This is a genomic window from Xanthobacter albus (genome assembly GCF_043194895.2).
GTDB lineage: Bacteria > Pseudomonadota > Alphaproteobacteria > Rhizobiales > Xanthobacteraceae > Xanthobacter.
In genome coordinates this window covers 3738885-3764437 of record NZ_CM195532.1, presented here as the reverse complement: position 1 = coordinate 3764437, position 25553 = coordinate 3738885, and the positions used below count along the sequence as shown (strand labels likewise).

Sequence of the window (25553 nt, the reverse complement as noted above, 5' to 3'; positions counted from 1 at the left end):
TCGGCCCCGTCAGGGCGGGCGCCGGTGCCGCGCCCTGCTGCTCCAACGGCCGCCGACGGGGCTGAAGCCGACGACGAAGTCGCGCGGGGATCGTTCCACGGTGCGGCACCCGGCTTGGGGAGGGAGGTATGAAAGGCATGACCTGTCGCGATCCGAAGGCCCACGGCGGGCCGACTTTCGCCCGCGCGCGGCGGGCGCGCCACGCATCGGCGGCGGTGCTGGCGTGGGCGGGCCTCGCCTTCGTTTCCGTCGCCCACGCGGCCGATCTCCCGCCGCCCGTGCCCGTGCCCGTGCCGGTGCCGACGCCCGAGGCTCCTTGGCAGTTCGAGGCGGCCCTCTATGGCTGGGCGACGGGCATCAACGGCGACATCGGCATCCGCCGCCTGCCCACCTTCCCGGTCGATGCCTCCTTCGCCGACATCGTCTCCCACCTGGACGGCGCCTTCATGGGCAGCTTCCTGGCGAAGAAGGATGGCTGGCTTCTGCTCGGCGATATCGTCTGGTCCCGGCTCTCCGACGACGCGAACCTGAGCTGGGCTGGCCGGCCGCAGGTGGACGTCACGCAGAAGCTGCTCATCGTCAACGGCATCGCCGGCTATCGGCTCCCCATCGGCGGGCCGGGCTTCGACCTCAGCGCCACCGCCGGCTTCCGCTACCAGCGCCTCACCCTCGACGCGGCGCTCACCTCATTCCAGCCGCCGTTCGCCTATGCGGAGAGCGACGTCAAGGCATGGCTGGACCCGGTGTTCGGCCTCGCCCTGCAATACCGCATCGATGAGAAGTGGTTCGTGAACGCGCTGGCGGATATCGGCGGGTTCGGGGTGGGCTCCAAGCTCACCTCCCAGGGCTTCGTGGCGGTGGGTTACAATTGGAGCGCGGCCTGGTCCACCGCGCTCGGCTACCGGGCGCTCTACACGGATTACCAGTCGGTGACGGGGCCGGACGCGGATTTCCGCTACACCACCACCATCCACGGGCCGTTTCTCAGCGTGGCCTACCACTTCTGACGCGGCGGGGCCGGGGCCTTACACCCCCCGGAACACGGGCTTGCGCTTCTCCAGGAAGGCGGTGATCCCCTCCTCGTAATCGGCGCTTTCGAACACTTGCCGGCGCATGTCCTGGATGCGCTCGAACACCTGGGCGGGCACCGGCTGGTCATCGGTGAGCACGCGCAGCTGCTCCTTCACCACGGCGATGGCGAGCGGCGCCTTGGAGGCGATGAGTTCCGCGAGCGCGAAGGTCTCGGCCTCGATCTCGGCGGCGGGCACGAGCCGGTTGATGATGCCCCAGCGCGCGGCGGCGTCGGCTGCCAGCGGCTGGGCGGAGAAGAACATCTCCTTGATGAGGTTGACCGGCACCCGGTGGAGGAAGTGCAGCAGGCCGGTGGTGTTGTAGGGCAGGCTGAGGTTGGCGGGGGTGATGGCGAAGGAAGAGCTTTCGTCGGCGATGATCATGTCGCACGAGAGCACGAGGTCGAAGGCGCCGCCCCACACCGCGCCCTGCACCATGGCGATGACCGCCCCCGGATAGGTGCGGACGGCGCGCAGCACGCGTTCCAGCGGGTCGCGATAGGAGAGGGGGTCCTCGTGGCCGCGTGGCAGCTCGCGGATGTCGTGGCCGGCGGACCACGCCTTCGCGCCGGGCGCGGCCCGCAGCACCACTGCCCGCACGCCCTGGGCGCGGAAGGTGTCGAGGGCGGCGAGCAGCCCTTCCGTCAGCTCCCGGCTCAGGGCGTTGCACCTGGCGGGGTTGTCGAGGGTCAGGGTGCCCACCTGCCCCTCGGTGTGGCAGCCGACGAGAGGGGCCGGCGCGATTTTCTGCTGCTGGGAAACGCTCATGCCACCACTCCTGCGGGCCTCCGCCGCGGAACGCCCCGCGGCGGGCCTATCATCTTCCCGTTGCGTTCAGGAGACGGGGACGCCCGGCGCGGCGTTGCGCCGCTGCCCGTGCCGCCGCTCAGCCGGCGTGGCGGGCGAACAGGACGAGCTTGGACACCAGCTCCGCCTGCCGGCTCACTCCCAGCTTCTGGAACACGCGCTTCAGCACCACCCGCGCCGTGCCCTCGGTGATGCCGAGGGTGGAGGCGGCGTCCTTCAGGCTGTGGCCGGCGCCGAGCAGGGCGGCCAGCCGGGCCTCGCCGAGGGTGAGGTTGAAGGTATTGCGCAGCACGGCGGGATCGATGACGCGATCCTGCTCCAGCGGCTGCGCCAGCACCAGCACGTGGGCCTTGGAATCGGCGTTGTCCCGTGGGGCACCGGCGGGGGCGGCCGAGGCCGCGTTCGCGTCCGGGGTGGCGGGCAGGCCGAGCTGGTCCGCCGAGGCGCCGACCACGGGCAGGGTCCACACCACCAGCCGCGAGGAGCCGTCCTGGGCGGAGACGGTGGTGGGCTGGGGGGTGGCGCTGTCGTCCGGCGCGGTGGCGTGGGCATTCTGCACGGCCGCGCCGAAGGCGTCCTGCTCGTGGCGCTGCGCCGGCGCGAGACGCCCGTCGTCATGGGTGAAGTAGCGCCCGATCAGGCCCTGGGCCGGGCGGTTGATGAGCAGCGGCCGCTGCTGCCGGTCGAGCACGAAGGCGGCCCGGTCCAGGCTGTCGAACGCGGCGGCGGTGGAGCCGAGTTCCGTCCGCACGCCGGTGAAGCGGGAGGAGATGCGCAGCGATTGCTCCACATGGCGGGAGACGAGGCGCAGGGTGTTCATCTCCGGGGGCGCGTAGGGTCCCTTCGCCTTGGCCCGTTGCACCACCAGGGCGGTGGGCACGCCGAGATCGGACTGGATGGCGGCCGCCATCTGCCAGCCGAGACCCACCCGCGGCAGGAAGTCGGTGTAGTAGGGGGAGCCGTCCATCTCGTCTTCGGCGATGACATCCTGGTCGCAATAGACATCGCCGGCCCGGTAGCCCACCTCAACCGAGCGTTCGAGCCAGGGGTTCTGCTGCCACCACTGCTCGCTCCGGGAGACGCGGATGAACGCGTCGAGCTGCGGCGAGTGGGCGTCGACCTCCCATCGGCCGGTGGCGCTCTTCGCGCAGACGAAGGCGCCTTCCGAGCCCGAAAGGGCGGCGACGGCGTCCATCGCTTTCGGCCAGTGCTCCGGGCTGAGGGTCGCCTCATAGATGCGGTAGACCACGTCACTGAATTTCAGCAAGATTTACACTCGCTCAATGAGGATCAGCAAAGGAGGCGCAGGCGCGCGCATGTCGTCGTGTATAGCGGCGTCGAACCGAATAGTTCAAGCACACAGATGGTGCAATCATGCCGTAGAATATCTTGTTTGGGATATGACGCGGCGGCGCTTTCCGTGCGACACAGGAGAGGCATGAAGCGGGGAAAGGTGCAGGACGCTCCGTCACTTGCCGCATGGCGGCGGCGCGAGGATCGAGATGAAGGCGTCATGAAATGTGCGGTAGCATGAATAGTCTTCGTGAAGTGCTTCCGCCGGAACAATGCCCCTGTGCACGGGGCGGCGGCGTGCTTTCTGGCCTTTAGTTCCCTCTCCCCTCTCTCGCGCGGATGACGCGGACAAGAGGTGGTCCGCAGCCGAGGCTTCGCTGAGGGCGTCGTCGTGCGCGAGGGAGATGTGGATGCGTCACGCCATGCAGATCGAGGGCGGCGGAAGTGCTGCCGCTCGAAGCCGGGGCGTTTCCTTTCAGTCGAGTGGTGCTTGCCTTCCAAAGTCATCGAGCACGTGAAGATACGGGCTTGACGGGCAAGAGTTGTGGTTCCAGTTGTGCTTCTGCGAGAGTGCAACGCATCACGGGTGCTGGCAGTCTGGCTTGCGCGCCGTGGGCATCGGTCGGGTCGAGCTGAGCGAGGTATCCATGAGCAGCGAATCCACCACCTCCACGCCGTCGCCGTTCCTCGATCCGCGCGCCTGGGGCGCGGCGCCGCTGCCCTGGGCGAAGGCCATCGGCGCGGGCCCCGCCTCCGCTTCCGCCGCCACGGGGGCTTCGCCCTGGTGGCCGGCCGCGGGCGCGGCGGGCGGCCCGCTCGGCGAGTATCTGCTGGATTCCTGGCAGCGCTCGGTGCTGTTCCTCGACCTTCTGCGCAAGCGCGGCAACGAGCAGGAGGAGATCACCTCCCGCCCGCAGGCGACCGTCCTCAGCTTCGAGCACGAGGTGCTGGTGAGCGGGCGCGCCCTGCCGCGGCCCATCAACTACTCCCTGTCACGCATCGTGCCGCCGGCCGGCGTGGAGGTGGACCCGCGCAAGCGCCCGGTGGTGGTGGTGGACCCGCGGGCCGGGCAGGGGCCCGGCATCGGCGGCTTCAAGACCGAGAGCGAGATCGGCGAGGCGCTGCGCAACGGCCACCCGGTCTATTTCATCGGCTTCGCGGCGCAGCCCGAGCCGGGGCAGACCTTCCTCGACGTGGTGGAGGGGCAGGTCTCCTTCTTCGAGCGCATCGTGGAGATGCACCCGGAGGCGCCGCGCCCGTTCGCCATCGGCAATTGCCAGGCCGGCTACCAGACGCTGATGGTGGCCATGCTGCGGCCGGAGCTGTTCGGCCCCTGCATGGTGGCGGGCTCGCCCATGTCCTACTGGCAGGGCGAGCATGGCAAGAACCCCATGCGCTATTCCGGCGGCCTCCTGGGCGGCTCCTGGCTCACCGCTTTGGTCAGCGACCTCGGCCAGGGCAAGTTCGACGGTACCTGGCTGATCCTGAACTTCGACAACCTGAACCCCTCCAACTGGCTGTGGGGCAAGCAGTACGACGTGTATTCCAGCATCGACACCGGCGGTGAGCGCTATCTCGAGTTCGAGAAGTGGTGGGGCGACTTCATCACCCTCAACGGAGCCGAGATCCAGTTCCTGGTGGACGAGCTGTTCATCGGTGACAAGCTCACCCGCAACGAGGTGCGCTCCACCGACGGCAAGGTGTTCGACCTGCGCAACATCGCCTCTCCGGTGATCGTCTTCACCTCGCAGGGCGACAACATCTCTCCCCCGCCGCAGACGCTGGGCTGGATCCTCGATCTCTACAAGGACGTGGACGACATCCGCGCCGAGGGGCGCACCATCGTCTACTGCATGAACCAGAAGGTGGGGCATCTCGCCATCTTCGTGTCCTCCAAGGTGGGCGCGAAGGAGGATGAGGAGATGGTCCGCCTGATGGACCTCATCGATTGCCTGCCGCCCGGCCTCTACGAGCTGGTGATCGAGCCGGCCACCGCGGACGAGCTGAAGGCCGAGGGGGCCGAGGGCAAGACCCCCTGGCACAGCCGCTTCGAGGCGCGCTCGCTCGACGACATCCGTGCCTATGGCCGCAACAGCGTGGAGGACGACCGCGCCTTCGCCGCCGTGCGCCGGCTCTCGGAGATCAACCATTCCCTCTACCGCACCTTCCTTCAGCCCACGGTGCGCGCGCTCGCCACGCCGCAGCTCGCCGAGCTGATGTTCAAGGCCAATCCGCTGCGGACGAGCTACACCATCTTCGCGGACACCAACCCCTTCATGAAGGGCGTGGCCAAGGCGGCGGAAGAGGTGGCCAGTGCCCGCAAGGCGGCGGCGCCCACCAACCCCTTCCTGGTGGCCGAGAAGCTCATCTCCGACCAGCTCAACACCAGCCTCGACGCCTTCCGCGACGCGCGCGACCAGTGGGTGGAGAAGGCCTTCTTCGCCATCTACGGCTCGCCGGTGCTGCAGGGGGCGCTGGGCCTCAACATCGACGAGAAGGTGCGCCAGCTCCCCGCCAACAGCCCGCAGAAGGAGGCCTTCCGCGCCCGCCGGATCGAGGAGTTCCGCGCGCGCACGGCCGAGGGCGGCTTCAATGCGGCGCTGGTGCGGGCGGCGCTCTACGTCATCTCCGCGGTCCGCACCATGGACGAGAACGTGGCGCGCTCCCTCAACGACGCCCGCAAGCGCCTCACCCAGCTCTCCCTGGAGGAGTTCAAGGCCCTCGTCCGCGAGCAGTTCTACATCCTGCTGCTGGAGCGGGAGGCGGCGGTGGAGGCGATCGCCGGGCTGGTGAGCGATCCGGCGCAGCGCCAGGAGCTGACCAATGTGGTGGCGGCCATCGCCGCCGCCGACGGCGCCTACACCCTCGCCGAGCGGCAGCGGGTGGAGCGGCTTGCCGACATCCTCTCCGTGGCGGTGCCCAAGGCGCCGGCGCTGACCCTCGCGGCCGACAACACCGCGCCGGAGAACATCCGCCAGATCGGCCCCGCCACCCATTGAGGGGGCGCGGGCGGCCCCTCCGCCCACGCCCGCCACCCGTCGCGCCGTGCCCCCGGTCCGGACGGCAGCGACGGAAGCGCGCCGCGCGCGGGGGCCATGCCCCCGCTTTGTTCCCCCTAATCTTCGTGCCTCGCCGGACCCAAGCCGTTCTCCACCCGTGCCGCCCCTGCTCCGCGCAGGAGGTGCCTGCACTCCCACTTTCGATTTCCAGCACGGAGGCCGCGTTCGATGCCGATCATCGCGAACCGCCTGTTCGAGGACATCAAGCCGGGCGATGCCGCCTCGGCGGAGCGCACGGTCCACGCCACCGACCTTCGCGCGTGGGCCAGCGCCTTCGGCGATGCCGGGCTGGTGGCCGGCGCGGGCGCGGGGCAGGCGGCGGCCGGGGTCGCCGCCTCGCTGTTCGCGGCGCTGGTGGGCTCCGCCCTGCCGGGGCCGGGCGCGGCCATCCGGTCCAGCACCGTCGATCTCGCCGGCCCCCTGCCCACGGACGTGCCGCTCACCGTCGCCCTCACCGTGCGCGAGACGCGGGCGGCCGAGCGCGCCCTGGTGCTCGACGGCCGCCTTTCCGGGCCGGGCGGGAGCCTCGTCGCCACGGCGCAGATCACGGTTTCGGCCCCCGCCACGGCGGTGAAGGTGGATGTGCCGGAGCACCGGCTGGAGGGGCTGCTGGAGCGCTGCCGGGGCCTGAAGCCCCTGCCCACGGCGGTGGTGCATCCCCTGAGCCTCGACGCCTTGGAGGGCGCGCTCGACGCGGCGGCGGCGGGCCTCATCCTGCCCGTCCTGTTCGGCCCGGAGGCCGAGATCCGCCGCATCGCGGCGGTGGGCGGGCTCGACCTTTCGGGTGCGCGCATCGTCTCCACGGCGAACGAGGAGGAGGCCGCCGCCAAGGCCGCCGCCGCCGCCGGGGCGGGGGAGGTGGGGGCGCTCATGAAAGGCAGCCTCCACACGGATGTGCTGCTGCACGCGGTGGTGCAGAAGGAGGCGGGCCTGCGCACCGGCCGGCTGCTAAGCCATTGCGCCATGATGTCGGTGCCCACCTATGCCCGCCGGGTGGTGGTGACGGACGTCGCCCTCAACATCGCGCCCGACACCGATCAGAAGCGGGACATCTGCCAGAACGCCATCGGTTTCGCGCGGGCGCTGGGGGTGGAGACGCCCAAGGTGGCGGTGCTGGCGGCGGTGGAGATGGTGCGCACCCGCATGGCCGCGACCCTCGACGGGGCTATCCTCGCCAAGATGGCCGACCGGCGGCAGATCGTGGGCGGCATCGTCGACGGGCCGCTCGACCTCGACGCGGCGGTGGACGCCGAGGCGGCGAAGGTGAAGCACATCGTCTCGCCCGTGGCCGGCGCGGCGGATGTGCTGCTGGTGCCGAACATCGAGGCCGGCAACATGGTCTACAAGAACCTCGCCTTCATGTCCGATGCCCAGACCGCCGGCCTGGTGGTGGGCGCGCGGGTGCCGGTGATGCTGACGAGCCGCGCCGACAGCGCCGCCGCGCGGCGCTTCTCCGCCGCCGCCGCCGTGCTCTACGCCGATGCGCTGAAGCGCGAGCCCGAGGCCATCCTTCCCGTCACCGCCGACTGACCCCCGCCCGCGCGCCGGCGGCGCCCAGGCGCCGAAGCCGAGACAGGAGCAGACAGAGCCATGACCGATGCCGTTCTCGTGGTGAATTCCGGGTCCACCAGCCTCAAGTTCGCCGCCTACACCGCCGATGCGGCGGCGACCCTGCTGTGCCGCGGCGTGGTGGACGGCATGTCCTCCGATCCACACTTCGTGGCCAAGCAGCCCGACGGCAAGCCTATCGACGCCCACGAGTGGGGCGAGGGGCAGGTGCTGCACCACCGGGACGCGCTCAACTACATCATCACCTGGCTGGAGCAGCACGAGGCAAACATCAAGGTGGTGTCCGCCGGCCACCGCGTGGTGCTGGGCGGCAGCCGCTTCGACGGGCCGGCGCGCATCACCCCCGAGGTGCTCGACTATCTGGACGGGCTCGCCGTGATGGAGCCCTCCCATCAGGCCTACAATGTGCGCGGGGCGCGGGCCATCGCCGAGGATTTCCCCGGCCTGCCGCAGGTGGCGGTGTTCGACACCTCCTTCCACCGCACCATGCCCGAGGTGGCGCAGGTCTATGCCCTGCCCAGGGCGGCCCGCGACACCGGCGTGCGCCACTGGGGCTACCACGGCATTTCCTATGACTACATCAGCCGGCAGGTGCCGAAGCTCGCGCCCGATGCGCGGCGGGTGATCGCCTGCCACCTCGGCGGCGGGGCCTCGGTCTGCGCCATGCTCGATGGCAGGAGCATCGAGACCTCCATGGCGTTCGCCGGCCTCACCGGCCTGCCCATGGCCTCCCGCTCCGGCGACGTGCCGGCGGATGTGATCTTCTACCTGCTGCGCACCGGGGCCTACACCGAGGAGACCCTGGAAAAGGCGCTCTACGGCCAGTCCGGCCTGCTCGGCCTCTCCGGCATCAGCTCCGACATGAAGGTGCTGCAGGACAGCGCCGACCCGCGGGCGAAGCTTGCGGTGGATTATTTCGTCTACGCCTTGGTGAAGTTCATCGGCGCCTACACGGCGCTGCTGGGCGGGCTCGATGCGCTCGTTTTCACCGCCGGCATCGGCGAGAACTCGGCCGTGGTGCGCGCCAGGGTGCTGGAACGCCTGGAGTGGCTGGGGCTGACGCTCGACCCCGCCGCAAACGCCGCCAACGGCCCGCGCATCTCCACCGCGGACGGCAGGGCGGCGGCGTTCGTCATCCCCACCAACGAGGAACTGATGATCGCGCGCCACACCCTGGCGCTCGTCCCCCACGCCTGAGCGGGGACGGCGGGGGGCGCGCCGCCCCGGCCGTCCCATGTCGCGTCCGCATCGCTGAAAGGAGCAGTCCGCCGTGTCATCCACCTCTTCCACCCCAAGCCAGGACGCCGCCGCCAAGGCCGGCCCGGACCTGGAGAAGATGCCGCTGGACCAGGTGTTCCGCACCCTGGGCGTGAAGACCGACATGGGCCTTACCGCTCAGGAGGCGCAGAAGCGCCTCGAAACCTACGGGCCGAACGCCATCATCGCCAAGGAGCGCAGCCTCATCTCGCGGCTGTTCGGCTATTTCTCCGGGCCCATCGCCTACATGATCGAGGCGGCGGCCATCGTCTCGGCCATCCTTGGCCACTGGCAGGATTTCACGGTCATCGCGGCGCTGCTCGTCTTCAACGCGGCGCTCGACTTCTGGCAGGACAGCAAGGCCTCCAATGCGCTGGCGGCGCTGAAGAAGGGCCTCGCGCCCGAGGCCACGGCGCTGCGCGACGGCAAGTGGGCGAACGTGGACGCGGCCAAGCTCGTGCCCGGCGACGTGGTGAAGGTGCGCCTCGGCGCGGTGGTGCCGGCGGACCTGCGGCTGTTCGGCGCCGGCTTCGCGGCCATCGACCAGTCCGCGCTCACCGGTGAATCCCTGCCGGTGGCGAAGAAGGAGGGCGACGGGGCCTATTCCGGCTCGGTGGTGAAGCAGGGCGAGATGGCGGGCGTCGTCATCGGCACCGGCGGCAACACCTTCTTCGGCCGCACCGCCAAGCTGGTGGCCGGCGCGGGCGCGGTGAGCCACGCCCAGAAGGCCATGTTCGACATCGGCAACTTCCTTATCGCCGTGGCGGTGGTGCTGGCCCTCATCCTGGTGGCCGCCGAGGTGTGGCAGAAGGCGGTGGTGGCGCAGGACTGGAAGTGGGACGATGCCCTCGGCATCCTCCAGTTCGTGCTCATCCTGCTGGTGGCGTCCATTCCGGTGGCCATGCCGGCGGTGTTCTCGGTCACCATGGCGCTGGGCGCGCTGGCGCTCTCCAAGCAGAAGGCCATCGTCTCCCGCCTCGAATCCATCGAGGAGATGGCGGGCGTGGACGTGCTGTGCTCGGACAAGACGGGCACGCTGACCAAGAACCAGCTCAAGCTCGGCGAGCCCATCCTCATCGCCGCCACCGACGGGCAGGATGTGATCCTCGCCGGCGCCCTCGCCTCGCGGGCGGAGGACCACGACGCCATCGACACCGCCGTCATCGAGGGCCTGAAGGACCCGGCGGTGGTGAAGACCTACACCCAGACCGCCTTCGTGCCCTTCGATCCCGTCACCAAGCGCACCCAGGCGACCGTGAAGGACGCCAAGGGCAACCTCGTCAGCGTCGCCAAGGGCGCGCCGCAGGCCATCGTCGATCTCGCCAAGCCGGCCGCCGACATCGCCGCCAAGGTGAACGACACGGTGGCGGCGCTCGCCGCCAAGGGCAACCGCGCGCTCGCCGTCGCCCGTTCGGAGGATGGCGGCAACACCTGGTCGCTGCTCGGCATCCTGCCCATGTTCGACCCCCCGCGCGACGACAGCCGCGCCACGCTGGAGGCGGTGGGCGTCAAGGGCGTCCGGGTGAAGATGATCACCGGCGACGACACCGCCATCGCCATCGAGACCGCCCGCCAGCTCGGCATGGGCACCAACATCCTCACCGCCTCCGACGTGTTCCCGAAGGACATGGACCCGGACCACGTGCCGGCCAACATCTCCGACGCCATCGAGCGCGCGGACGGCTTCGCCCGCGTGTTCCCGGAGCACAAATACGCCATCGTGAAGTCGCTGCAGGCGCGCGGCCACATCGTCGCCATGACCGGCGACGGGGTGAACGACGCCCCCGCCCTGAAGCAGGCCGATTGCGGCACCGCGGTCTCGGGCGCCACCGATGCCGCCCGCGGCGCGGCGGCGCTCATCCTCACGGCGCCGGGCCTCTCGGTCATCAACAGCGCCATCGACGAGGCGCGCCGCATCTTCGGGCGCATCACCACCTACACCATCTACCGCGTGGCGCTGACCATGGACATCATGTTCCTGGTGGTGCTCTCGACCATCCTGCTCGGGTTCCAGCCGCTCACGGCGATCATGATCGTCATCATCTCGCTCCTGGACGACATCCCGATCATGACCATCGCCTACGACAACACGCCGGTGAGCCAGCAACCCATACGCTGGAAGATGCCGCGCATCCTCTCGGTCTCGGCGGCGCTGGGCTTCTTCTCTGTGGTGCAGTCGTTCGGGCTTCTGCTGGCCGGCATGTGGGCCATCAACAGCGCGGCGGGGCACGTCTACGGGCAGATGCTGGGCCTTGCGGACACCACCCACCTGCAGACGGTGATGTTCCTCCAGCTCGTCACCGGTGGCCACCTGCTGCTGTTCGTCACGCGCTCGGAGAAGTGGTTCTTCCTGCCGCCGTTCCCGGCCATGCCGCTGGTGGCGGCGCTGCTCTCCACCCAGGTGCTGGCCATGCTGATGTGCGCCTACGGCTGGTTCGTGCCGGCCATCTCGTGGGAGGCCGTCGGCGTCGTCATCGCCTATTGCGTGGTGTGGACCTTCATCCTGAGCGCGCTGCGCATCATGGTGGAGCGGCTCGTCAGCCATCGCACCGCTTCGCGCCTGCGGGCCATCCACTTCGTCACCCAGCGGCTGCGGGCCTGACCCCCGGCTTGGGGAAGCAATATTGACGCGAAAGCAGGGGCGCCTCGGTATTTCCGTGTATTGGAGCGGTGCCCTAAAGTGTTGAATCCGAGTTGGCCTCGTCCGCTTGCGTGGGCGAGGCCGTTTCCAGTGTCGCCCTCCGGCGCGGGTGGCGGCGTGTCACACAAGAGGAGAGCAGGATGGGCCTGCGCAAGAAGCTCGTCGTCGAACCCGGCACCCGCATTCGGCTGAAGGACGTGGACGCCGCCTTCCATGGCGATTACGCGTCCTCCGAACAGGCCAAGGAGGACCTCGCCAAGAACGTCGCGCGCCTCGCCGAGCTCCAGCAGAAGCTTTACGGCGAGAAGAAGCACGCGCTGCTGGTGGTGCTGCAGGGCATCGACGCCGCCGGCAAGGACGGCACCTGCTGGCACGTGATGGCGGCCATGAACCCGCAGGGCACCTATGTGCAGGGCTTCAAGCAGCCCACCGAGGAGGAGCGCCTGCACGACTTCCTGTGGCGGGTGCATCCCCACACGCCCGGCCTCGGCCAGGTGGGGGTGTTCAACCGCTCCCACTACGAGGACGTGCTGGTGGTGCGCGTGCACGATCTGGTGCCGCAGGAGGTGTGGTCCAAGCGCTACGACCTCATCAACGTCTTCGAGAAGATGCTGACCGACTCCGGCGTCACCATCCTCAAGTTCTTCCTCTACATCACGCCCGAGGAGCAGCTTGCCCGCTTCGCCCAGCGGCTGGACGACCCGGCGCGCCAGTGGAAGATCTCGGACGCCGACTACAAGGAACGCGCCTTCTGGGACAAGTACACCGCGGCCTATGAGGACATGCTGGAGAAATGCTCCACCAAGCATGCGCCGTGGTATGTGATCCCCTCCAACCACAAGTGGTTCCGCAACCTCGCCGTCTCCAAGATCATCGAGGAGACGCTGGACGAGATGAAGCTGAAGCTGCCCGCGCCGACCGTGGATCTCGACCAGATCCGGCGGGAGTATCACCAGGCCGTGCAGGCGGAGAAGGGCAAGGCCTGAGGGCGGCGCCCGCCGCCGGAGCGGCATTTCCGGCTCTGGCGAATCGTGAAACTGTCGCCCGCCCGCGGCGCCCGGCTAGAGCATTTTCAAGCGAAGTGGCTACCGGTTCGCGTGAAGAAAATGCGTAGTCTCGATAACCTGGAGCGGAAAATGCTCCAGGTGCCGCCGGCGGGCGTTTTTCGGTGCGGCCCGGAGCCCGCACCATCAGTGGCGGGGTCCATGGGCATCACCCTTCTCATCTTCCTCGTGGTCTATGTGGCGATGGGCTTCGGCAAGCTGCCGGGGTTCAAGGTGGACCGCACGGGCGCCGCCATCGTCGGCGCGCTGGCCATGATGGTGGCGGGCAGCATCAGCGCCAAGGCGGCGTGGGATTCCATCGATTACAGCTCGGTCGGCATGCTGTTCGGGCTGATGGTGGTGTCGGCGGCGTTCGTGGTCTCGGGCTTCTACGGCTGGACCGCGCAGAAGGTGGCGATGCTGCCCGTCAGCGCCCCCGCGCTTCTGGCGGTGCTGATCGCGGTGGGCGGCCTGCTCTCGGCGGTGCTCACCAACGACGTGGTGGTGGTGGCGATGACGCCGCTTCTGGTCTCGGTCACGCTGGCGCGGGGGCTGAACCCGGTGCCGTTCCTGCTGGCCTTCTGCTTCGCCGCCAACACCGGCTCCTCCGGCACGCTCATCGGCAGCCCGCAGAACATGATCGCGGCCCAGCAGCTCGGCCTGTCGTTCAACGGCTTCCTCATGGTGGCGGCGGTGCCGGCGCTGCTCTCGCTGCCCCTGGTCTGGCTCGTCGTCGTGTGGCTCTACCGCGGGCGATGGACGGCGCCGCAGCGGGAGGGGGAGCACCCCGTGGCCGCCACCCTCTCCGCGCCGACCCTGGACAAGGCGGAGACGCTGAAGGCGGCGCTCGCCACCTTCCTGGTGGTGCTGGCGTTCGTGGTCAGCGACTGGCCGCGCGACCTGATCGCCCTCGGCGCGGCCGGCGTGCTGCTCATCAACCGGCAGATCGCGTCGAGCGACATGCTGAAGCACGTGGACGGCAACCTTCTGCTGCTCATCATGGGCCTGTTCGTCGTCAATGCGGCCATGGCCTCGACCGGCCTGCCGCAGACCCTGCTGGACGGCATGCGCGAAGCCGGCGTCAATCTCAACGATCCGCTCTCGCTGTTCCTCGTCTCGGGGGTGCTCAGCAACATCGTGGGCAACAATCCGGCGGTGATGCTGCTGGTGCCGTTCCTGGATGCGGGCGGCAGCGCCGCCCGCGCCGACGCGCTCGGCGCCGCGCTGGCGCTGGGCACGGGCTTTTCCAGCAATCTCATCGTGTTCGGCAGCCTTGCCGGCATCATCGTGGTGGAGCAGGCGGCGGTCTGCGGCATCCGCATCTCGTTCGGCGAGTTCGCCCGCGCCGGCGTGCCGGTGGCGCTGGCCTGCATGGTGCTGGCGGCGGGCTGGATCATGCTGATCGGCATGTGACCCATCGTAATGATCCTGGATGGGATAGACGATGCGGGCTTCACTGCGCTCGAAAGGTGCCAATTATTGGCTCATCCGCATGTTTGCGGCTGGGCCTTTGCTGGATGTCAAATAAACGGTCCTGTGCTTGTCTCATCATGGGTTGCATGCGCGGCTGACGACGCGCGACAACGGGGGTGGACATGTCTCAGATGCAAGTGGCCGCGGCGGCGGCCGCGGGAGCGCCGCCGCAGGCGCAATCGGGCGAGAGATCTTCGTCCGGAGGCTCCGGGCCGCTGGACGCGGCGGCGCTGGCGGCGAAGTTCGCGGAACTCGGCAGCTCGCCGCAGGGCCTCTCCACCGATGAGGTGAAGACCCGGCAGGAGAAATACGGCCCCAACGCCATCGCCGCCCACGAAGAAAGCCGCTGGCAGAAGCTGCTGGGCTATTTCTGGGGCCCCATCCCGTGGATGATCGAGGCGGCGGCGCTGCTCTCGCTGCTGCGGTTCGACTGGCCCGATTTTGCGGTGGTGATGGGCCTGCTGCTGTACAACGCCCTCGTCGGCTTCTGGCAGGACAGCAAGGCGGCGAGCGCGCTGGCCGCCCTCAAGAAGGGCCTCGCGCTCAAGGCCCGCGTGCTGCGTGGCGGCCAGTGGGCGACCGTGGACACCGCCGAGCTGGTGCCCGGCGACGTGGTGAGCGTGGCCGGCGGCGACACCCTGCCGGCCGACGTGATCCTGACCGACGGCAAGTATCTCTCCGTGGACCAAGCGGCGCTGACGGGCGAATCCCTGCCCGTTTCCAAGCATGTGGGCGACAGCGGCTATTCCGGCTCCATCGTGCGCCAGGGCTCCATGACGGGCCTCGTCACCGCCACCGGCAACAACACCTTCTTCGGCCGCACCGCGAAGCTGGTGGCCGCCGCCGGCTCCAAGTCGCACGCCGAGAAGGCCGTGCTGCAGATGGGCGACTTCCTCATCGTGCTCTCGGTGATCCTGGCGCTGGTGCTGGTGTTCGCCCAGGTGCACCGCGACGTGGTCGCCGACGGGCATTGGGAATGGCAGCATGCCGGCTCCATCGTGCAGCTCGTGCTGGTGCTGCTGGTGGCCTCGGTGCCGGTGGCGACGCCGGCGGTGATGTCGGTGACCATGGCGCTCGGCGCGCTGGCGCTGTCGAAGCGGCAGGCCATCGTCTCGCGCCTGTCGGCCATCGAGGAACTGGCGGGCGTGGACGTGCTGTGCTCGGACAAGACCGGCACGCTCACCATGAACCAGCTCACCCTGCAGGCGCCCATCCCCTGGGCCGGGGCGGCGCCGGACGAGCTGATCCTCGGGGCGGCGCTCGCCTCGCAGAAGCAGAGCGACGACGCCATCGACAAGGCGGTGCTGGCGGCGGTGAAGGATCCCAAGGTCCTCGACCAGTACAAGCCGGTGGACTTCACGCCCTTCGATCCGGTGAACAAGAAGACGGCGGCCACGGTCACCACCCCGGCGGGCGAGACCGTGCACTACGCCAAGGGCGCGCCGCAGGTGATGGCGGCCCTGTGCGGCTTCTCCCCCGAGAGCGCGAAGGACTATTTCGCCGCCGTGGACAACCTCGCCCGCAGCGGCACCCGCGCGCTGGGCGTCGCCCGCTCGCAGGACGGGCAAACGTGGACGCTGCTCGGCCTCCTGCCCATGCTCGACCCGCCGCGCCCCGACGCTGCCGAGACCATCGCCCGCGCCAAGGAACTGGGCGTGAGCGTGAAGATGGTGACCGGCGACGACGTGGCCATCGGCAGCGAGATCTCCCGCCAGCTCGGCCTCGGCGACCGCCTGCTGGTGGCGAGCGACGTGTTCGGCAAGGATTCCAGCCCCGAGCACATCGCCATCGATGCCGCCCGCGCGGTGGAGGTGGCCGACGGCTTCGGCCGCGTGTTCCCCGAGCACAAGTTCCAGATCGTGAAGGCGCTCCAGGAGCGCGGCCACATCGTCGCCATGACCGGCGACGGCGTGAACGACGCCCCGGCCCTGAAGCAGGCGGACTGCGGTGTGGCGGTTTCCGGCGCCACCGATGCCGCCCGCAGCGCGGCGGCGCTCATCCTCACCGCGCCGGGCCTCTCGACCATCATCCACGCCATCATGGAGGCGCGGGCGATCTTCGAGCGGATCACGAGCTACATCTACTATCGCATCGCGATGACGCTCAACATCATGCTGGTCGTGGTGCTGACGTATCTCGTCTACAACTTCATGCCGCTCACCGCGATCATGATCGTCTTCCAGGCTCTACTGGATGACATCCCCATCATGACCATCGCCTATGACAACGTGAAGGTGCAGGACAAGCCGGTGCGGTGGAACATGCACCGCATCATCTCCTTCTCCACCGTCATGGGCATCATGGCGCTGGTGCAGAGCTTCGGCATCGTGATGCTGGGCATGTTCTGGATGCACAGCCCCGAGCTGAAGGCCATCCTGCCCATGGACCAGTCCCATGTGCAGACCATGCTGTTCCTGCAACTGGCGGCGGGCGGGCACCTGCTGTTCTTCGTCTCGCGCGTGCAGGGCACGCTGTTCCTGCCGCCCTATCCGAGCTGGCAGGTGCTGGCGGCGGTGATGGGCACGCAGGTGTTCGCCATTCTCATGTGCGCCTTCGGCTGGTTCATGCCGGCGCTGCCGTGGCTGCTGATCGGCGTGGTGTGGGCCTACTGCCTGGTGTGGATGCTCATCATGGACGTGGTGAAGCTGCTGTACTTCCGCATCGTCAATGCCCGCGACCGGGAGAGCAGCGTCATCGACGCCTCCATCGGGGCCATCGTGCCGGGCCGCTGACCGCGCTCTGATGGCCGAGAGGCCGGGAAACGGAAAGGCCGGCGGGAATCCCCGCCGGCCTTTCGCTTTTTCATCCGGGGCTTTTCACCCCTGGCCGGCGCTGCCTCATTCCGGGCGGAAGGAGAGGAGGCGCAGGGCGTTCAGCGTCACCAGCACGGTCGCGCCGGTATCGGCCAGGATGGCGGGCCACAGGCCGGTGATGCCCGCCACCGTCGTCACCAGGAACACCGCCTTGAGTCCGAGGGCGATGGCGATGTTCTGGTGGATGTTGCCCATGGTGCGGCGGGACAGCTCGATCATGTCGGGAATGTCCCGCACCCGCGCGTGAAGGGCCGCCGCGTCGGCGGTCTCCAGCGCCACGTCGGTGCCGCCGCCCATGGCGATGCCGATGTCCGCGGTGGCCAGCGCCGGGGCGTCGTTGATGCCGTCGCCCACCTTGGCCACCACGGCGCCGGCGGCCTTCAGCTCGCCGACGATGCGCTGCTTGTCGGCCGGCAGCAGCTCGGCCCTGACGGCGATGCCGAGGCGTGCACCCACCGCCTCCGCCGTGCGCCGGTTGTCGCCCGTGAGCATGAGGGTGGAGATGTGCCGGGCCTTCAGCGTCTGGAGCGCGGAGGCCGCGTCGGGGCGCGGCTCGTCGCGCAGGGCGAGGGCGCCGGCCAGAATCCCGTCCACCACCAGCAGCGAGACGGTCTTGCCCTCGTCGTTGAGGGTGGCGACGGCAAGGCCCACGGCCTCGTCGGCCGGCGCCAGTTCCTCCGCCGCCGCGGGCGAGCCGAGGAACACGGCGCGGCCTTCCACCCGCGCGCTCACGCCCTTGCCGCCCAGCGCCTTCGCCTCGTCGGCCGGCGGCACGGCGAGGCCGTCCGCCGCCGCCCGCTCCAGGATGGCGCGGGCGAGGGGGTGGCTCGATCCCGTCTCCAGCGCCGCAGCAAAGCGCAGAACCTCTTCCTTCGGCAAAGCGAGGGGCAGGATGTCCGTCACCTGCGGCTTGCCGGCGGTGAGGGTCCCGGTCTTGTCGAAGCAGACGGTAGTCACCTTGCGGAAGGTCTCCAGCACCGCGCCGCCCTTCATGAGCAGGCCGCGCCGGGCGCCCGCCGAGAGGCCGGCGGCGATGGCGGCGGGGGTGGAGATGACGAGGGCGCACGGGCAGCCGATGAGCAGGATGGCGAGGCCCTTGTAGATCCACTCGTCCCATCCCGCGCCGAAGGCGAGCGGCGGCACCACCGCCACCAGCGCGCCCACGGCGAGCACGGCCGGGGTGTAATAGCGCGCGAAGCGGTCGATGAAGCGCTCGGTGGGGGCCTTCTTCTCCTGCGCCTCCTCCACCAGCCGCACCACGCGGGCGATGGTGTTGTCGGCGGCGGCGGCGCTCACCCTCACGCGCAGGGCGGCATCGCCGTTGACCGTGCCGGCGAACACCGTGGCGTCCGTGCCCTTGCGCACGGGGATGCTCTCGCCGGTCACCGGCGCTTCGTCGATGGCGCTCTCGCCGGCCACGATGACGCCGTCGGCGGGAATGCGGTCGCCCGGCCGCACGAGGATGACCTCGCCGATGGCGAGGCTGTCCGCGCTCACCTCGCGCGTCGCGCCGTCGCGCTCCACCAGGGCGGTCTTGGGCACGAGATCGGTGAGCGAGGCGATGGAGGCGCGCGCCCGCCCCGCGGCGACGCCTTCCAGCAGCTCGCCCACCAGGAACAGGAACACCACCGCCGCCGCTTCCTCCGCCGCGCCGATAGCCACGGCGCCCACGGCCGCGATGGTCATGAGCATCTCGATGGTGAAGGGCATGCCGTCGCCCGCCGCCGCGAAGGCGCGCCGGGCGATGGGCACGAGCCCCACCAGCATGGCGAGGACGAACAGCGGCGTGCCGAGCTGCGGCAGCAGCATGCCCGCGCCGAAGGCGGCGCCGAGCGCGAGGCCGCTCGCCATGGTGAGCCGCGCCTTCGCCGAGCGCCACCAGGGCCCGTCGATCACCTCATGGCTGTGGCCGCCGTCCGCGTGCTCAGCGCCCGCGCCCGCACCGTGGTCATGGTCATGATCGTGGCTCGGTCCGTGATCGTGGCCGGAGCAGCAGGCATCGCCGTGGTCATGGTCGCGCGCCTCCGGACCGCCGGCCGGGGGCGCGAGCGGCGCGATGGTGTAGCCGAGCGCGCCGAGCTTCTCCTCCAGCCGGGCGAGATCCGCCTCCGGCGCGTGATGAAGCGTCATGGTGCCGGCCGTGACCGACACCGACACATCGGTGACGCCGGCGATGCGCCGGGCGGCGCCGTCGATCTTCGTGGCGCATGACGCGCAGTCCATGCCGGCAACGCGAAACCGGCTCTGCACGATGGGAGCGTTCATGATGCAGCCCTTTCCCTCAGGTCGCGTGCACCCTACATCCTCTAGCGACTAGAGGAGCAAGAGGGGGAGACCCGGAAAATGAGCGCGGGCGTATCCATCGGCGCTGCGGCGCAGGCGAGCGGCGTGAAGGTGCCCACCATCCGCTTCTACGAGCAGATCGGCCTCATGCCGCCCACCGCGCGCACCGAGGGCAACCGGCGCCTCTACGGGCCGGGGGACCTGAAGCGGCTCGCCTTCATCCGCCACGCGCGGGAGCTGGGGTTCGAGATCGAATCCATCCGCGAGCTGTTGCAGCTCCAGGATCGCCCAGACCACTCCTGCGCGGCGGCGGACGAGATCGCGCGCGGGCGGCTGGACGAGGTGCGCCGGCGCATCGCCGCCCTCAGGGCGCTGGAGGCGGAGCTGGAGCGCATGGTGGGCGAATGCAGCCACGGCCGGGTGGCCGAATGCCGCGTCATCGAGGTGCTGGCGGATCACGGCGCCTGCCGCTTCCACGCCCATGAGGGGGAGAGCGGCGCGGCGCCCGAGGCCTGAGCCCATCGCGGGGGAAGGAGGAGGCGGGGGCTTCCGGCGTGGACATCGATATCGGAAATCGATATCGAGATGCGATGAAAGCGGCAGCTCCGCCGTCCTTCCGTGTGGGCGGCGCCTGCCGGCCGGAGTTCCTCTTCGATGCGCACAGACAGCGCCATGCCCCGCCCCGCCGGCTCCGTGGCCGAGGTGTTCGGCGCCTTCCTGAAGCTGGGCCTCACCTCCTTCGGCGGACCCATCGCCCACATCGGTTATTTCCGCGACGAGCTGGTGCTCCGGCGCCGCTGGATCGACGAGGCCGGCTTCGCCGATCTCGTGGCCCTGTGCCAGTTCCTGCCGGGGCCGGCGTCGAGCCAGCTCGGCTTCACGCTCGGGCTGCTGCGCGGCGGCGGGCTGCTGGGCGGGCTCGCGGCCTGGTTCGCCTTCACCATGCCCTCGGCGGCGGTGCTGGTGCTCTTCGCCCTCGGCGCCGCGGCGTTGGAGGGGCCCCTGGCGGCGGGCGTGCTGCACGGGCTGAAGCTGGTGGCGGTGGCGGTGGTGGCGCAGGCGGTGTGGGGCATGGCCCGCACCCTGGCGCCGGACCGCACGCGGGCGGCCATCGCCCTTGCCGCCGTGCTGCTGGTGGTGTTCGCGGGGGGCGCGGTGGGGCAGATCGGCGCCATCGCCCTCGGCGCGCTGGCGGGCGCGCGGCTGTGCCGGAGCGAGGCGCTGGCGAGCGCCACGGCGTTGGCGGTGCCGGTATCGCGCCGCCTTGGCGTCGTGCTGCTCATGCTGTTCGCGCTCTTGCTTGCGGTGCCTCCGCTGCTGGCGGGGGGCGCGCACGCGGTGGCGGTGTTCGAGGCGTTCTACCGCTCCGGCGCGCTGGTGTTCGGCGGTGGCCATGTGGTGCTGCCGCTGCTCCAGGCGGCGGTGGTGGCGCCCGGCTGGGTGAGCCCGGAGACGTTCCTGGCGGGCTACGGGCTGGCCCAGGCGGTGCCGGGGCCGCTCTTCACTTTCGCCGCCTATCTCGGCGCCATCATGGGGCCGGCGCCCCACGGCATCGCCGGCGCGGCGCTGGCGCTGGTGGCGGTGTTCCTGCCCGGCCTGCTGCTGGTGACGGGGATGCTGCCCTTCTGGGACGGGCTTCGGGCGCGCCCGGCGGCGCAGGCGGCCATGCGCGGGGCCAATGCGGCGGTGGTCGGCATCCTCGGCGCCGCGCTCTACGATCCCGTGTGGACCGGCGCGGTGCACGCGCCGGCCGATTTCGCCCTGGCCCTCGCGGGCTTCCTGCTGCTCACGCGCTGGCAGGCGCCGCCGGTTCTGGTGGTGGCGCTGCTCGCCGGCATCGGCCTGCTGCGCGCGATGATGTGAGCGGCGCCGTCACGCCGGCGGCCCCGGCCTTCGACCGGCGCCGGACGGGTTCCGCCGGGATGCCGCGCGGCCTTGGCGTCATGCCGGCGGCCCGGCCTTCGACCGGTGCCGAGTGGGTCCGCTCAAGCGCCGCGCGGGCTTAACCAAAGGCCAGCGCCTCCACGAAGCGCGTGAAGCCCTCCACCGGCTCGCGCACGGTGGGGAAGGCGTTCACCGGGGCGCTCGGATCGGCGTGGCCGAGGGCCATGCCGCACACCAGCATGCGTTCCGGCGGAATGGCGAGCCGCTCGGCGATCACCCTGTTATAGCCGTTGAAGGCGCCCTGCGGGCAGGTGTCGAGCCCCAGGCCGCGCGCGGCGATCATGATGTTCTGCAGGAACATGCCGTAGTCCAGCCAGGAGCCGAGCTGCAGGTCGCGGTCGATGGTGAAGAAGAGGCCCACCGGGGCGTCGAAGAAGAGGAAGTTGCGGGCCTGCTGGAGGGCCATCTTCTCCTTCTCGCCGCGGGCGATGCCGACCGAGCCGTAGAGCGCCCAGCCCAGCGCGCGGCGGCGGCCGATATAGGGCTCACGCCAGGTGGGGGGGTAATAGGGATATTCCTCCTCCCCCGCGTCGCCGAAGAGGGCGAGGGCGTGCAACTCCTCCTTGAGCGCCTGCAGCGGCGCGCCATCAAGCGCCAGCACCTGCCAGGGCTGGATGTTGGACCCGCTGGGCGCGCGGGCCGCCAGCTCCAGGATGCGGGTGACCGTCTCCCGCGGCACCGGCGTGGGCAGGAAGGCGCGCACCGAGCGGCGGGTGCGGATGGCCTCCTCGGCCGAGAGCGGAAGGGCAGGCGGTATGGGGGCATTCATAAGGGGCGTTCCTCCGCGGGCGTCTTTCGGGCGGTGCGTGTTGCCGCGTCGCCCACATTGGCAAGTTCGCCGCCTGCGTTGAAGGGCCCCCGGCGCGCTTTTCCCGCGCGCCGCAACCCGTGTCCTCAGGCGATGCCCGCCGCGCGCTTGCCGCGCCGGGCCTTGAGCGCGGCCTTGGGCGCGGGGCCGGCGGGGGGCGCCGTGGCCTCGGCGTCCACCTCCGGCACCGCCGGGGTGGAGATGGCCCACAGGGTCTCGAACATCACCGATTGCAGGCGGGCGAACTCCTCGCTCTCGATGATGAGACCGTAATTCTCCTGCTTGGAGGAGATGATGGAGACCTTGTCGTCGTAGATATACTGGGTGATGCCGAGGGTGATGGGATCGGGCGTGTAGCGCAGCTCGCGCAGCTGCTCGTGGCCGGTGGGCCAGATCTTCTCCACGTCCTTGATGCGCGAGCGCAGCACCTTCAGCGTGATGCCCCGCTTCACCCGCTCGGAGATATAGACGTCCATCTCGCCGAGGCCGGGGGTCTCGATCAGCTCGTTCATGGAGAGGAAGCCGCACAGGGTCTTGCTCTGGCAGGTCAGGGTGTCCCAGAGCACGGTGTTGATGCCCTCCTCGCCCTCGTAAAAGCGGATCTGCGGCTTGCCCTTGGCGCGATTGTAGAGGGAGCGGATCTGCGGCATCACGTCCGAGATCACCTGGCGGCGCAGCTCCAGGCGCTGGAGCATGCCCACCGGGTCTTCCGCGACGACGAACCGGCGGCCGGCGCGCTCCTCGATGCGGATGAGCTCCTCCTGCTCCAGGCGCTGGAGCACGTCATAGGCGGTGGTGCGGGCGAGGCCGGCGCGGGCCGCCACCTCCTGCACCGGGGCCTCCCCCAGCTCCACGGCGGCGAGGTAGAGCTTGAAGAGCTTTCCGGTGATGCCGATCTTTGCGAGCTTGTCTTCCATGTCCATGATGCGCGTCTCTCGCGGCGCGGCCCCTCAGGTCCGAACCGCGAGAATGGTGGGATTCCGTCCCCGGCGCACTCCCTGATTGCGCGGCGGATGAGCCCAGGACGCGGGTTCATGCCGTCGGCCCCGGTGTTCGGCCGGCGCCGGGCGGCGTTCGCTCAGGCGCCGCGCGGTCTCAACCCTTGATGCTCACCGCCTTCTGAGGCGCCTCGTTCACGGTGAGGGTGAACACGTCCGGCCGGGCATAGTGGCCGGCGACATCGAAATCGAACTTGGCGCGGGCCAGCTCGTCCATGTCCAGCTCGGCGGTGAGCAGGCATTCCTCGTCGAATACCGGCCCCGCCACCACCCTGCCCAGGGGATCGATGATGGCCGCCCCGCCGCGCATTAGGGTGCTTTCTGGATCGTTGGAGACCGTGCAGCGGTAATCCTCGGGGAAGGCGGCGCGCGAGATCACCTGGCAGGTGGTGAGCACGAAGCAGCGGCCTTCCATCGCGATATGGCGCATGGTGGGCAGCCAGGTCTCGCGGTCGTCGGCGGTGGGGGCGCAATAGAGCGAGATGCCCTTGGCGTACATGGCCATGCGCAGCATGGGCATGTAGTTCTCCCAGCAGATCACGGCGCCGATCTTGCCGATGGGCGTGTCGAACACCGGCAGGGTGGAGCCGTCGCCGAAGCCCCAGGCGAGGCGCTCGCCGGCGGTGGGCATGAGCTTGCGGTGCTTGCCCAGCAGCGTGCCGTCCGGCCCGAAGAACAGGGCGGTGCAGTACATGGTGCCGAGGTCGCGCTCCATCACGCCGATCACCAGATAGGTGCCCGCCGCCGCCGCGGCCGCGCCGAGGCGCTCGGTCTCCGGGCCGGGCACGGTGATGGAAGCGTCGAAATAGCGGCGGAACTCCTCGCGCCCGCGCACGGTGCGCACGCCGATGGAGATGTCGAAGTCCGACCCCTTGGGGTAGACGGAGAGGAAGGCTTCCGGGAACACCACGATCTCGCAGCCCTCGGCGCCCGCCTTGGCGATCCAGGCTTCCGCCTTGGCGAGGGAGGCTTCCACGTCGAACGGCACCGCGCCCACCTGGGCCACGCCGGCTTTCACTTTCATGTCTGTCTCCTTGGAGCTTGGGGCGGCGCGCCGTCACACGCCGAGATAGGCGCGCTTCACGCCGGGATCGGCGGCGAGCGCCTGCGCGGTGCCGGAGAGCACCACGCGGCCCGCCTCCAGCACGTAGCCGCGATGGGCGACCGAGAGCGCCAGCACCGCGTTCTGCTCCACCAGCAGCACCGCGACCCCCTGGCGGTTGATCTCGCCGATGGCGGCGTGCAGCTCGTCCACCACGATGGGCGCGAGGCCGTGGCTCGGCTCGTCGAGCAGCAGCAGGCGCGGGTTGCCCATGAGCGCGCGGCCGATGGAAACCATCTGCTGCTCGCCGCCGGACATGGAGCCCGCCATCTGCGCCTGCCGCTCCCGCAGGCGGGGGAACAGGGTGAACACCCGCTCCATGCGCTCGGCGATGTCCTTGGCGCCGCGATGGAAGAAGGCGCCCATCTTGAGGTTGTCCAGCGTGGTCATGCGCGGGAACACGTGGCGCCCTTCCGGCACGTGGCCGATGCCCAGCACCGGGATGGTGTGGGCGGGGCGGCCGATGAGCTCGGCGCCCTCGAAGGCGATGTGCCCGCGCGCCTTGGCCACGAGGCCGGAGACGGCGCGCAGCAGCGTGGTCTTGCCGGCGGTGTTGGCGCCGAGCACGGCCACCGTCTCGCCCGCGTTCACGTCGAGGCTGACGGCGTGCAGCACGTCCGGCCCGCCATAGGCGGCGGAAAGCTCGCGGACCTCAAGCATGAGCGGCCTCCTTGCCGGCGGCGCCGTGGCCGAGATAGGCCTCGATCACCTGGGGGTGGGCGGCGACCTCGGCCGGCGCGCCATCGCAGATGAGGCGGCCGAAGTTCACCGCCAGCAGCCGGTCGCACAGGGCCATGATGGCCCGCATGTGGTGCTCCACCACCAGGAAGCTCAGGCCCTCGGCCTTCAGCGCGCGGATCACGTCCATCACCTCGTCCATCTCGGTGGGGGTCAGCGCCGCCATCACCTCGTCGAGCAGCAGCACGCGGGGCTCGGTGGCGAGCGCGCGGGCCATCTCCACCAGCGCCTTCTGGGGGAAGGTGAGGTCCGACACGTCGGCATCCGCGATGGGCATCAGGTCGAGCTTGGCGAGCACCGCGTCCGCCTTGGCGCGCGCGCCCTTCAGGTCGTGGCGCAGCAGGGCGGCGGTGGTCACGTTCTCCTTCACGCTCATGTCCGGGAACAGGGCGGCGTTCTGGAAGGTCTTGGTCATGCCCAGGCGCGCCACCTTGTGGGGCTTGAGGCCGGAGACGGTCTCCCCGCCCAGCCGCACGGCGCCCGAGGTGAGGGGCTGGAGCCCCACCAGGGCGTTGAACAGCGTGGTCTTGCCCGCGCCGTTGGGGCCGATGAGCCCGACGATCTCGCCGGCGCCGAGGGTGAAGGAGACGCCGTCCACCGCCTTGAGGCCGCCGAAGGTGACGCAGATGGCATCGGCTTGCAGGAGAGGCTGCAT

At 70.0% G+C, this 25553-nt stretch carries 18 protein-coding genes; 10 read left to right on the top strand and 8 right to left on the bottom strand.

All coding sequences use genetic code 11. The features are described from left to right. Positions 1 to 137: 137 nt before the first annotated feature. Complete coding sequence (locus V5F75_RS16950) at positions 138 to 1007, top strand: hypothetical protein (RefSeq protein WP_394033959.1); 870 nt, start codon at positions 138 to 140, stop codon at positions 1005 to 1007. An 18-nt stretch (positions 1008 to 1025) separates the two neighbouring features. On the opposite strand, the gene scpB is transcribed toward V5F75_RS16950, so the two are convergent. Further along, the gene (scpB, locus tag V5F75_RS16945) at positions 1026 to 1838 is read right to left on the bottom strand and encodes a methylmalonyl-CoA decarboxylase (protein WP_394033958.1); all 813 of its coding nucleotides are present in this window, start codon (positions 1836 to 1838) and stop codon (positions 1026 to 1028) included. 118 nt (positions 1839 to 1956) lie between these two features. Beyond that, entirely contained in the window at positions 1957 to 3144 is a 1188-nt protein-coding gene (locus V5F75_RS16940; RefSeq protein WP_394033957.1) for a helix-turn-helix transcriptional regulator, read from the bottom strand. 673 nt (positions 3145 to 3817) lie between these two features. Between V5F75_RS16940 and V5F75_RS16935 the strand changes: the two genes are divergently transcribed. The 7 genes from V5F75_RS16935 to V5F75_RS16905 all read left to right on the top strand — a co-directional run bounded on the left by V5F75_RS16935 (position 3818) and on the right by V5F75_RS16905 (position 16944). Beyond that, entirely contained in the window at positions 3818 to 6169 is a 2352-nt protein-coding gene (locus tag V5F75_RS16935) for a DUF3141 domain-containing protein (RefSeq protein WP_394033956.1), read from the top strand. 228 nt (positions 6170 to 6397) lie between these two features. Beyond that, positions 6398 to 7759 carry a bifunctional enoyl-CoA hydratase/phosphate acetyltransferase gene (locus V5F75_RS16930; protein ID WP_394033955.1) on the top strand — a complete coding sequence of 454 codons (1362 nt, stop codon included), beginning with the start codon at positions 6398 to 6400 and terminating at the stop codon, positions 7757 to 7759. 60 nt (positions 7760 to 7819) lie between these two features. Further along, positions 7820 to 8995 (top strand): acetate/propionate family kinase, encoded by a 1176-nt coding sequence (locus V5F75_RS16925; RefSeq protein ID WP_394033954.1) that lies wholly within the window; start codon positions 7820 to 7822, stop codon positions 8993 to 8995. 73 nt (positions 8996 to 9068) lie between these two features. Further along, positions 9069 to 11657, top strand: coding sequence for a plasma-membrane proton-efflux P-type ATPase (locus V5F75_RS16920; protein ID WP_394033953.1), 2589 nt, complete (start codon positions 9069 to 9071; stop codon positions 11655 to 11657). Between the two features lie 179 nt (positions 11658 to 11836). Then, a complete protein-coding gene (locus V5F75_RS16915; RefSeq protein WP_394033952.1) occupies positions 11837 to 12682 on the top strand; it encodes a polyphosphate kinase 2 family protein in 846 nt (281 codons plus the stop codon). A 219-nt stretch (positions 12683 to 12901) separates the two neighbouring features. After that, positions 12902 to 14152, top strand: a complete 1251-nt coding sequence (locus tag V5F75_RS16910; RefSeq protein WP_394033951.1) for an ArsB/NhaD family transporter — start codon at positions 12902 to 12904, stop codon at positions 14150 to 14152. 182 nt (positions 14153 to 14334) lie between these two features. Beyond that, complete coding sequence (locus tag V5F75_RS16905; protein WP_394033950.1) at positions 14335 to 16944, top strand: plasma-membrane proton-efflux P-type ATPase; 2610 nt, start codon at positions 14335 to 14337, stop codon at positions 16942 to 16944. Positions 16945 to 17049: 105 nt separating this feature from the next. Here V5F75_RS16905 and V5F75_RS16900 read toward each other — a convergent pair whose 3' ends face one another. Beyond that, positions 17050 to 19290 (bottom strand): heavy metal translocating P-type ATPase, encoded by a 2241-nt coding sequence (locus V5F75_RS16900; protein WP_394033949.1) that lies wholly within the window; start codon positions 19288 to 19290, stop codon positions 17050 to 17052. Between the two features lie 78 nt (positions 19291 to 19368). On the opposite strand from V5F75_RS16900, the gene V5F75_RS16895 reads away from it, so the two are divergent. Next, entirely contained in the window at positions 19369 to 19824 is a 456-nt protein-coding gene (locus V5F75_RS16895) for a MerR family transcriptional regulator (RefSeq protein ID WP_394033948.1), read from the top strand. A 138-nt stretch (positions 19825 to 19962) separates the two neighbouring features. Next, positions 19963 to 21171 (top strand): chromate efflux transporter, encoded by a 1209-nt coding sequence (gene chrA / locus V5F75_RS16890; protein WP_394033947.1) that lies wholly within the window; start codon positions 19963 to 19965, stop codon positions 21169 to 21171. A gap of 139 nt (positions 21172 to 21310) precedes the next feature. Here chrA and V5F75_RS16885 read toward each other — a convergent pair whose 3' ends face one another. From V5F75_RS16885 to V5F75_RS16865, 5 genes are all read right to left on the bottom strand, one after another. Beyond that, entirely contained in the window at positions 21311 to 22021 is a 711-nt protein-coding gene (locus tag V5F75_RS16885; protein ID WP_394033946.1) for a nitroreductase, read from the bottom strand. 125 nt (positions 22022 to 22146) lie between these two features. Further along, entirely contained in the window at positions 22147 to 22983 is an 837-nt protein-coding gene (locus tag V5F75_RS16880; RefSeq protein ID WP_394033945.1) for a TrmB family transcriptional regulator, read from the bottom strand. Positions 22984 to 23155: 172 nt separating this feature from the next. Then, complete coding sequence (locus tag V5F75_RS16875) at positions 23156 to 24082, bottom strand: carbon-nitrogen hydrolase family protein (RefSeq protein ID WP_394033944.1); 927 nt, start codon at positions 24080 to 24082, stop codon at positions 23156 to 23158. A gap of 33 nt (positions 24083 to 24115) precedes the next feature. Then, on the bottom strand, positions 24116 to 24820 hold the full coding sequence (locus tag V5F75_RS16870) for an ABC transporter ATP-binding protein (RefSeq protein WP_394033943.1): 705 nt from the start codon (positions 24818 to 24820) through the stop codon (positions 24116 to 24118). Continuing rightward, the gene (locus V5F75_RS16865) at positions 24813 to 25553 is read right to left on the bottom strand and encodes an ABC transporter ATP-binding protein (protein WP_394033942.1); all 741 of its coding nucleotides are present in this window, start codon (positions 25551 to 25553) and stop codon (positions 24813 to 24815) included. The genes V5F75_RS16870 and V5F75_RS16865 overlap by 8 nt, the downstream gene beginning before the upstream one ends.

Bases quoted from the DNA above. Each gene is read 5' to 3' on its own strand.
- V5F75_RS16950 (WP_394033959.1), top strand. From the start codon at position 138: ATGACCTGTCGCGATCCGAAGGCCCACGGCGGGCCGACTTTCGCCCGC.
- V5F75_RS16925 (WP_394033954.1), top strand. From the start codon at position 7,820: ATGACCGATGCCGTTCTCGTGGTGAATTCCGGGTCCACCAGCCTCAAG.
- V5F75_RS16865 (WP_394033942.1), bottom strand. From the start codon at position 25,553: ATGCAGCCTCTCCTGCAAGCCGATGCCATCTGCGTCACCTTCGGCGGC.
- V5F75_RS16910 (WP_394033951.1), top strand. From the start codon at position 12,902: ATGGGCATCACCCTTCTCATCTTCCTCGTGGTCTATGTGGCGATGGGC.
- V5F75_RS16870 (WP_394033943.1), bottom strand. From the start codon at position 24,820: ATGCTTGAGGTCCGCGAGCTTTCCGCCGCCTATGGCGGGCCGGACGTG.
- V5F75_RS16895 (WP_394033948.1), top strand. From the start codon at position 19,369: ATGAGCGCGGGCGTATCCATCGGCGCTGCGGCGCAGGCGAGCGGCGTG.
- V5F75_RS16875 (WP_394033944.1), bottom strand. From the start codon at position 24,082: ATGAAAGTGAAAGCCGGCGTGGCCCAGGTGGGCGCGGTGCCGTTCGAC.
- V5F75_RS16930 (WP_394033955.1), top strand. From the start codon at position 6,398: ATGCCGATCATCGCGAACCGCCTGTTCGAGGACATCAAGCCGGGCGAT.
- V5F75_RS16905 (WP_394033950.1), top strand. From the start codon at position 14,335: ATGTCTCAGATGCAAGTGGCCGCGGCGGCGGCCGCGGGAGCGCCGCCG.
- V5F75_RS16935 (WP_394033956.1), top strand. From the start codon at position 3,818: ATGAGCAGCGAATCCACCACCTCCACGCCGTCGCCGTTCCTCGATCCG.
- chrA (WP_394033947.1), top strand. From the start codon at position 19,963: ATGCGCACAGACAGCGCCATGCCCCGCCCCGCCGGCTCCGTGGCCGAG.
- V5F75_RS16880 (WP_394033945.1), bottom strand. From the start codon at position 22,983: ATGGACATGGAAGACAAGCTCGCAAAGATCGGCATCACCGGAAAGCTC.
- V5F75_RS16885 (WP_394033946.1), bottom strand. From the start codon at position 22,021: ATGAATGCCCCCATACCGCCTGCCCTTCCGCTCTCGGCCGAGGAGGCC.
- V5F75_RS16915 (WP_394033952.1), top strand. From the start codon at position 11,837: ATGGGCCTGCGCAAGAAGCTCGTCGTCGAACCCGGCACCCGCATTCGG.
- V5F75_RS16900 (WP_394033949.1), bottom strand. From the start codon at position 19,290: ATGAACGCTCCCATCGTGCAGAGCCGGTTTCGCGTTGCCGGCATGGAC.
- scpB (WP_394033958.1), bottom strand. From the start codon at position 1,838: ATGAGCGTTTCCCAGCAGCAGAAAATCGCGCCGGCCCCTCTCGTCGGC.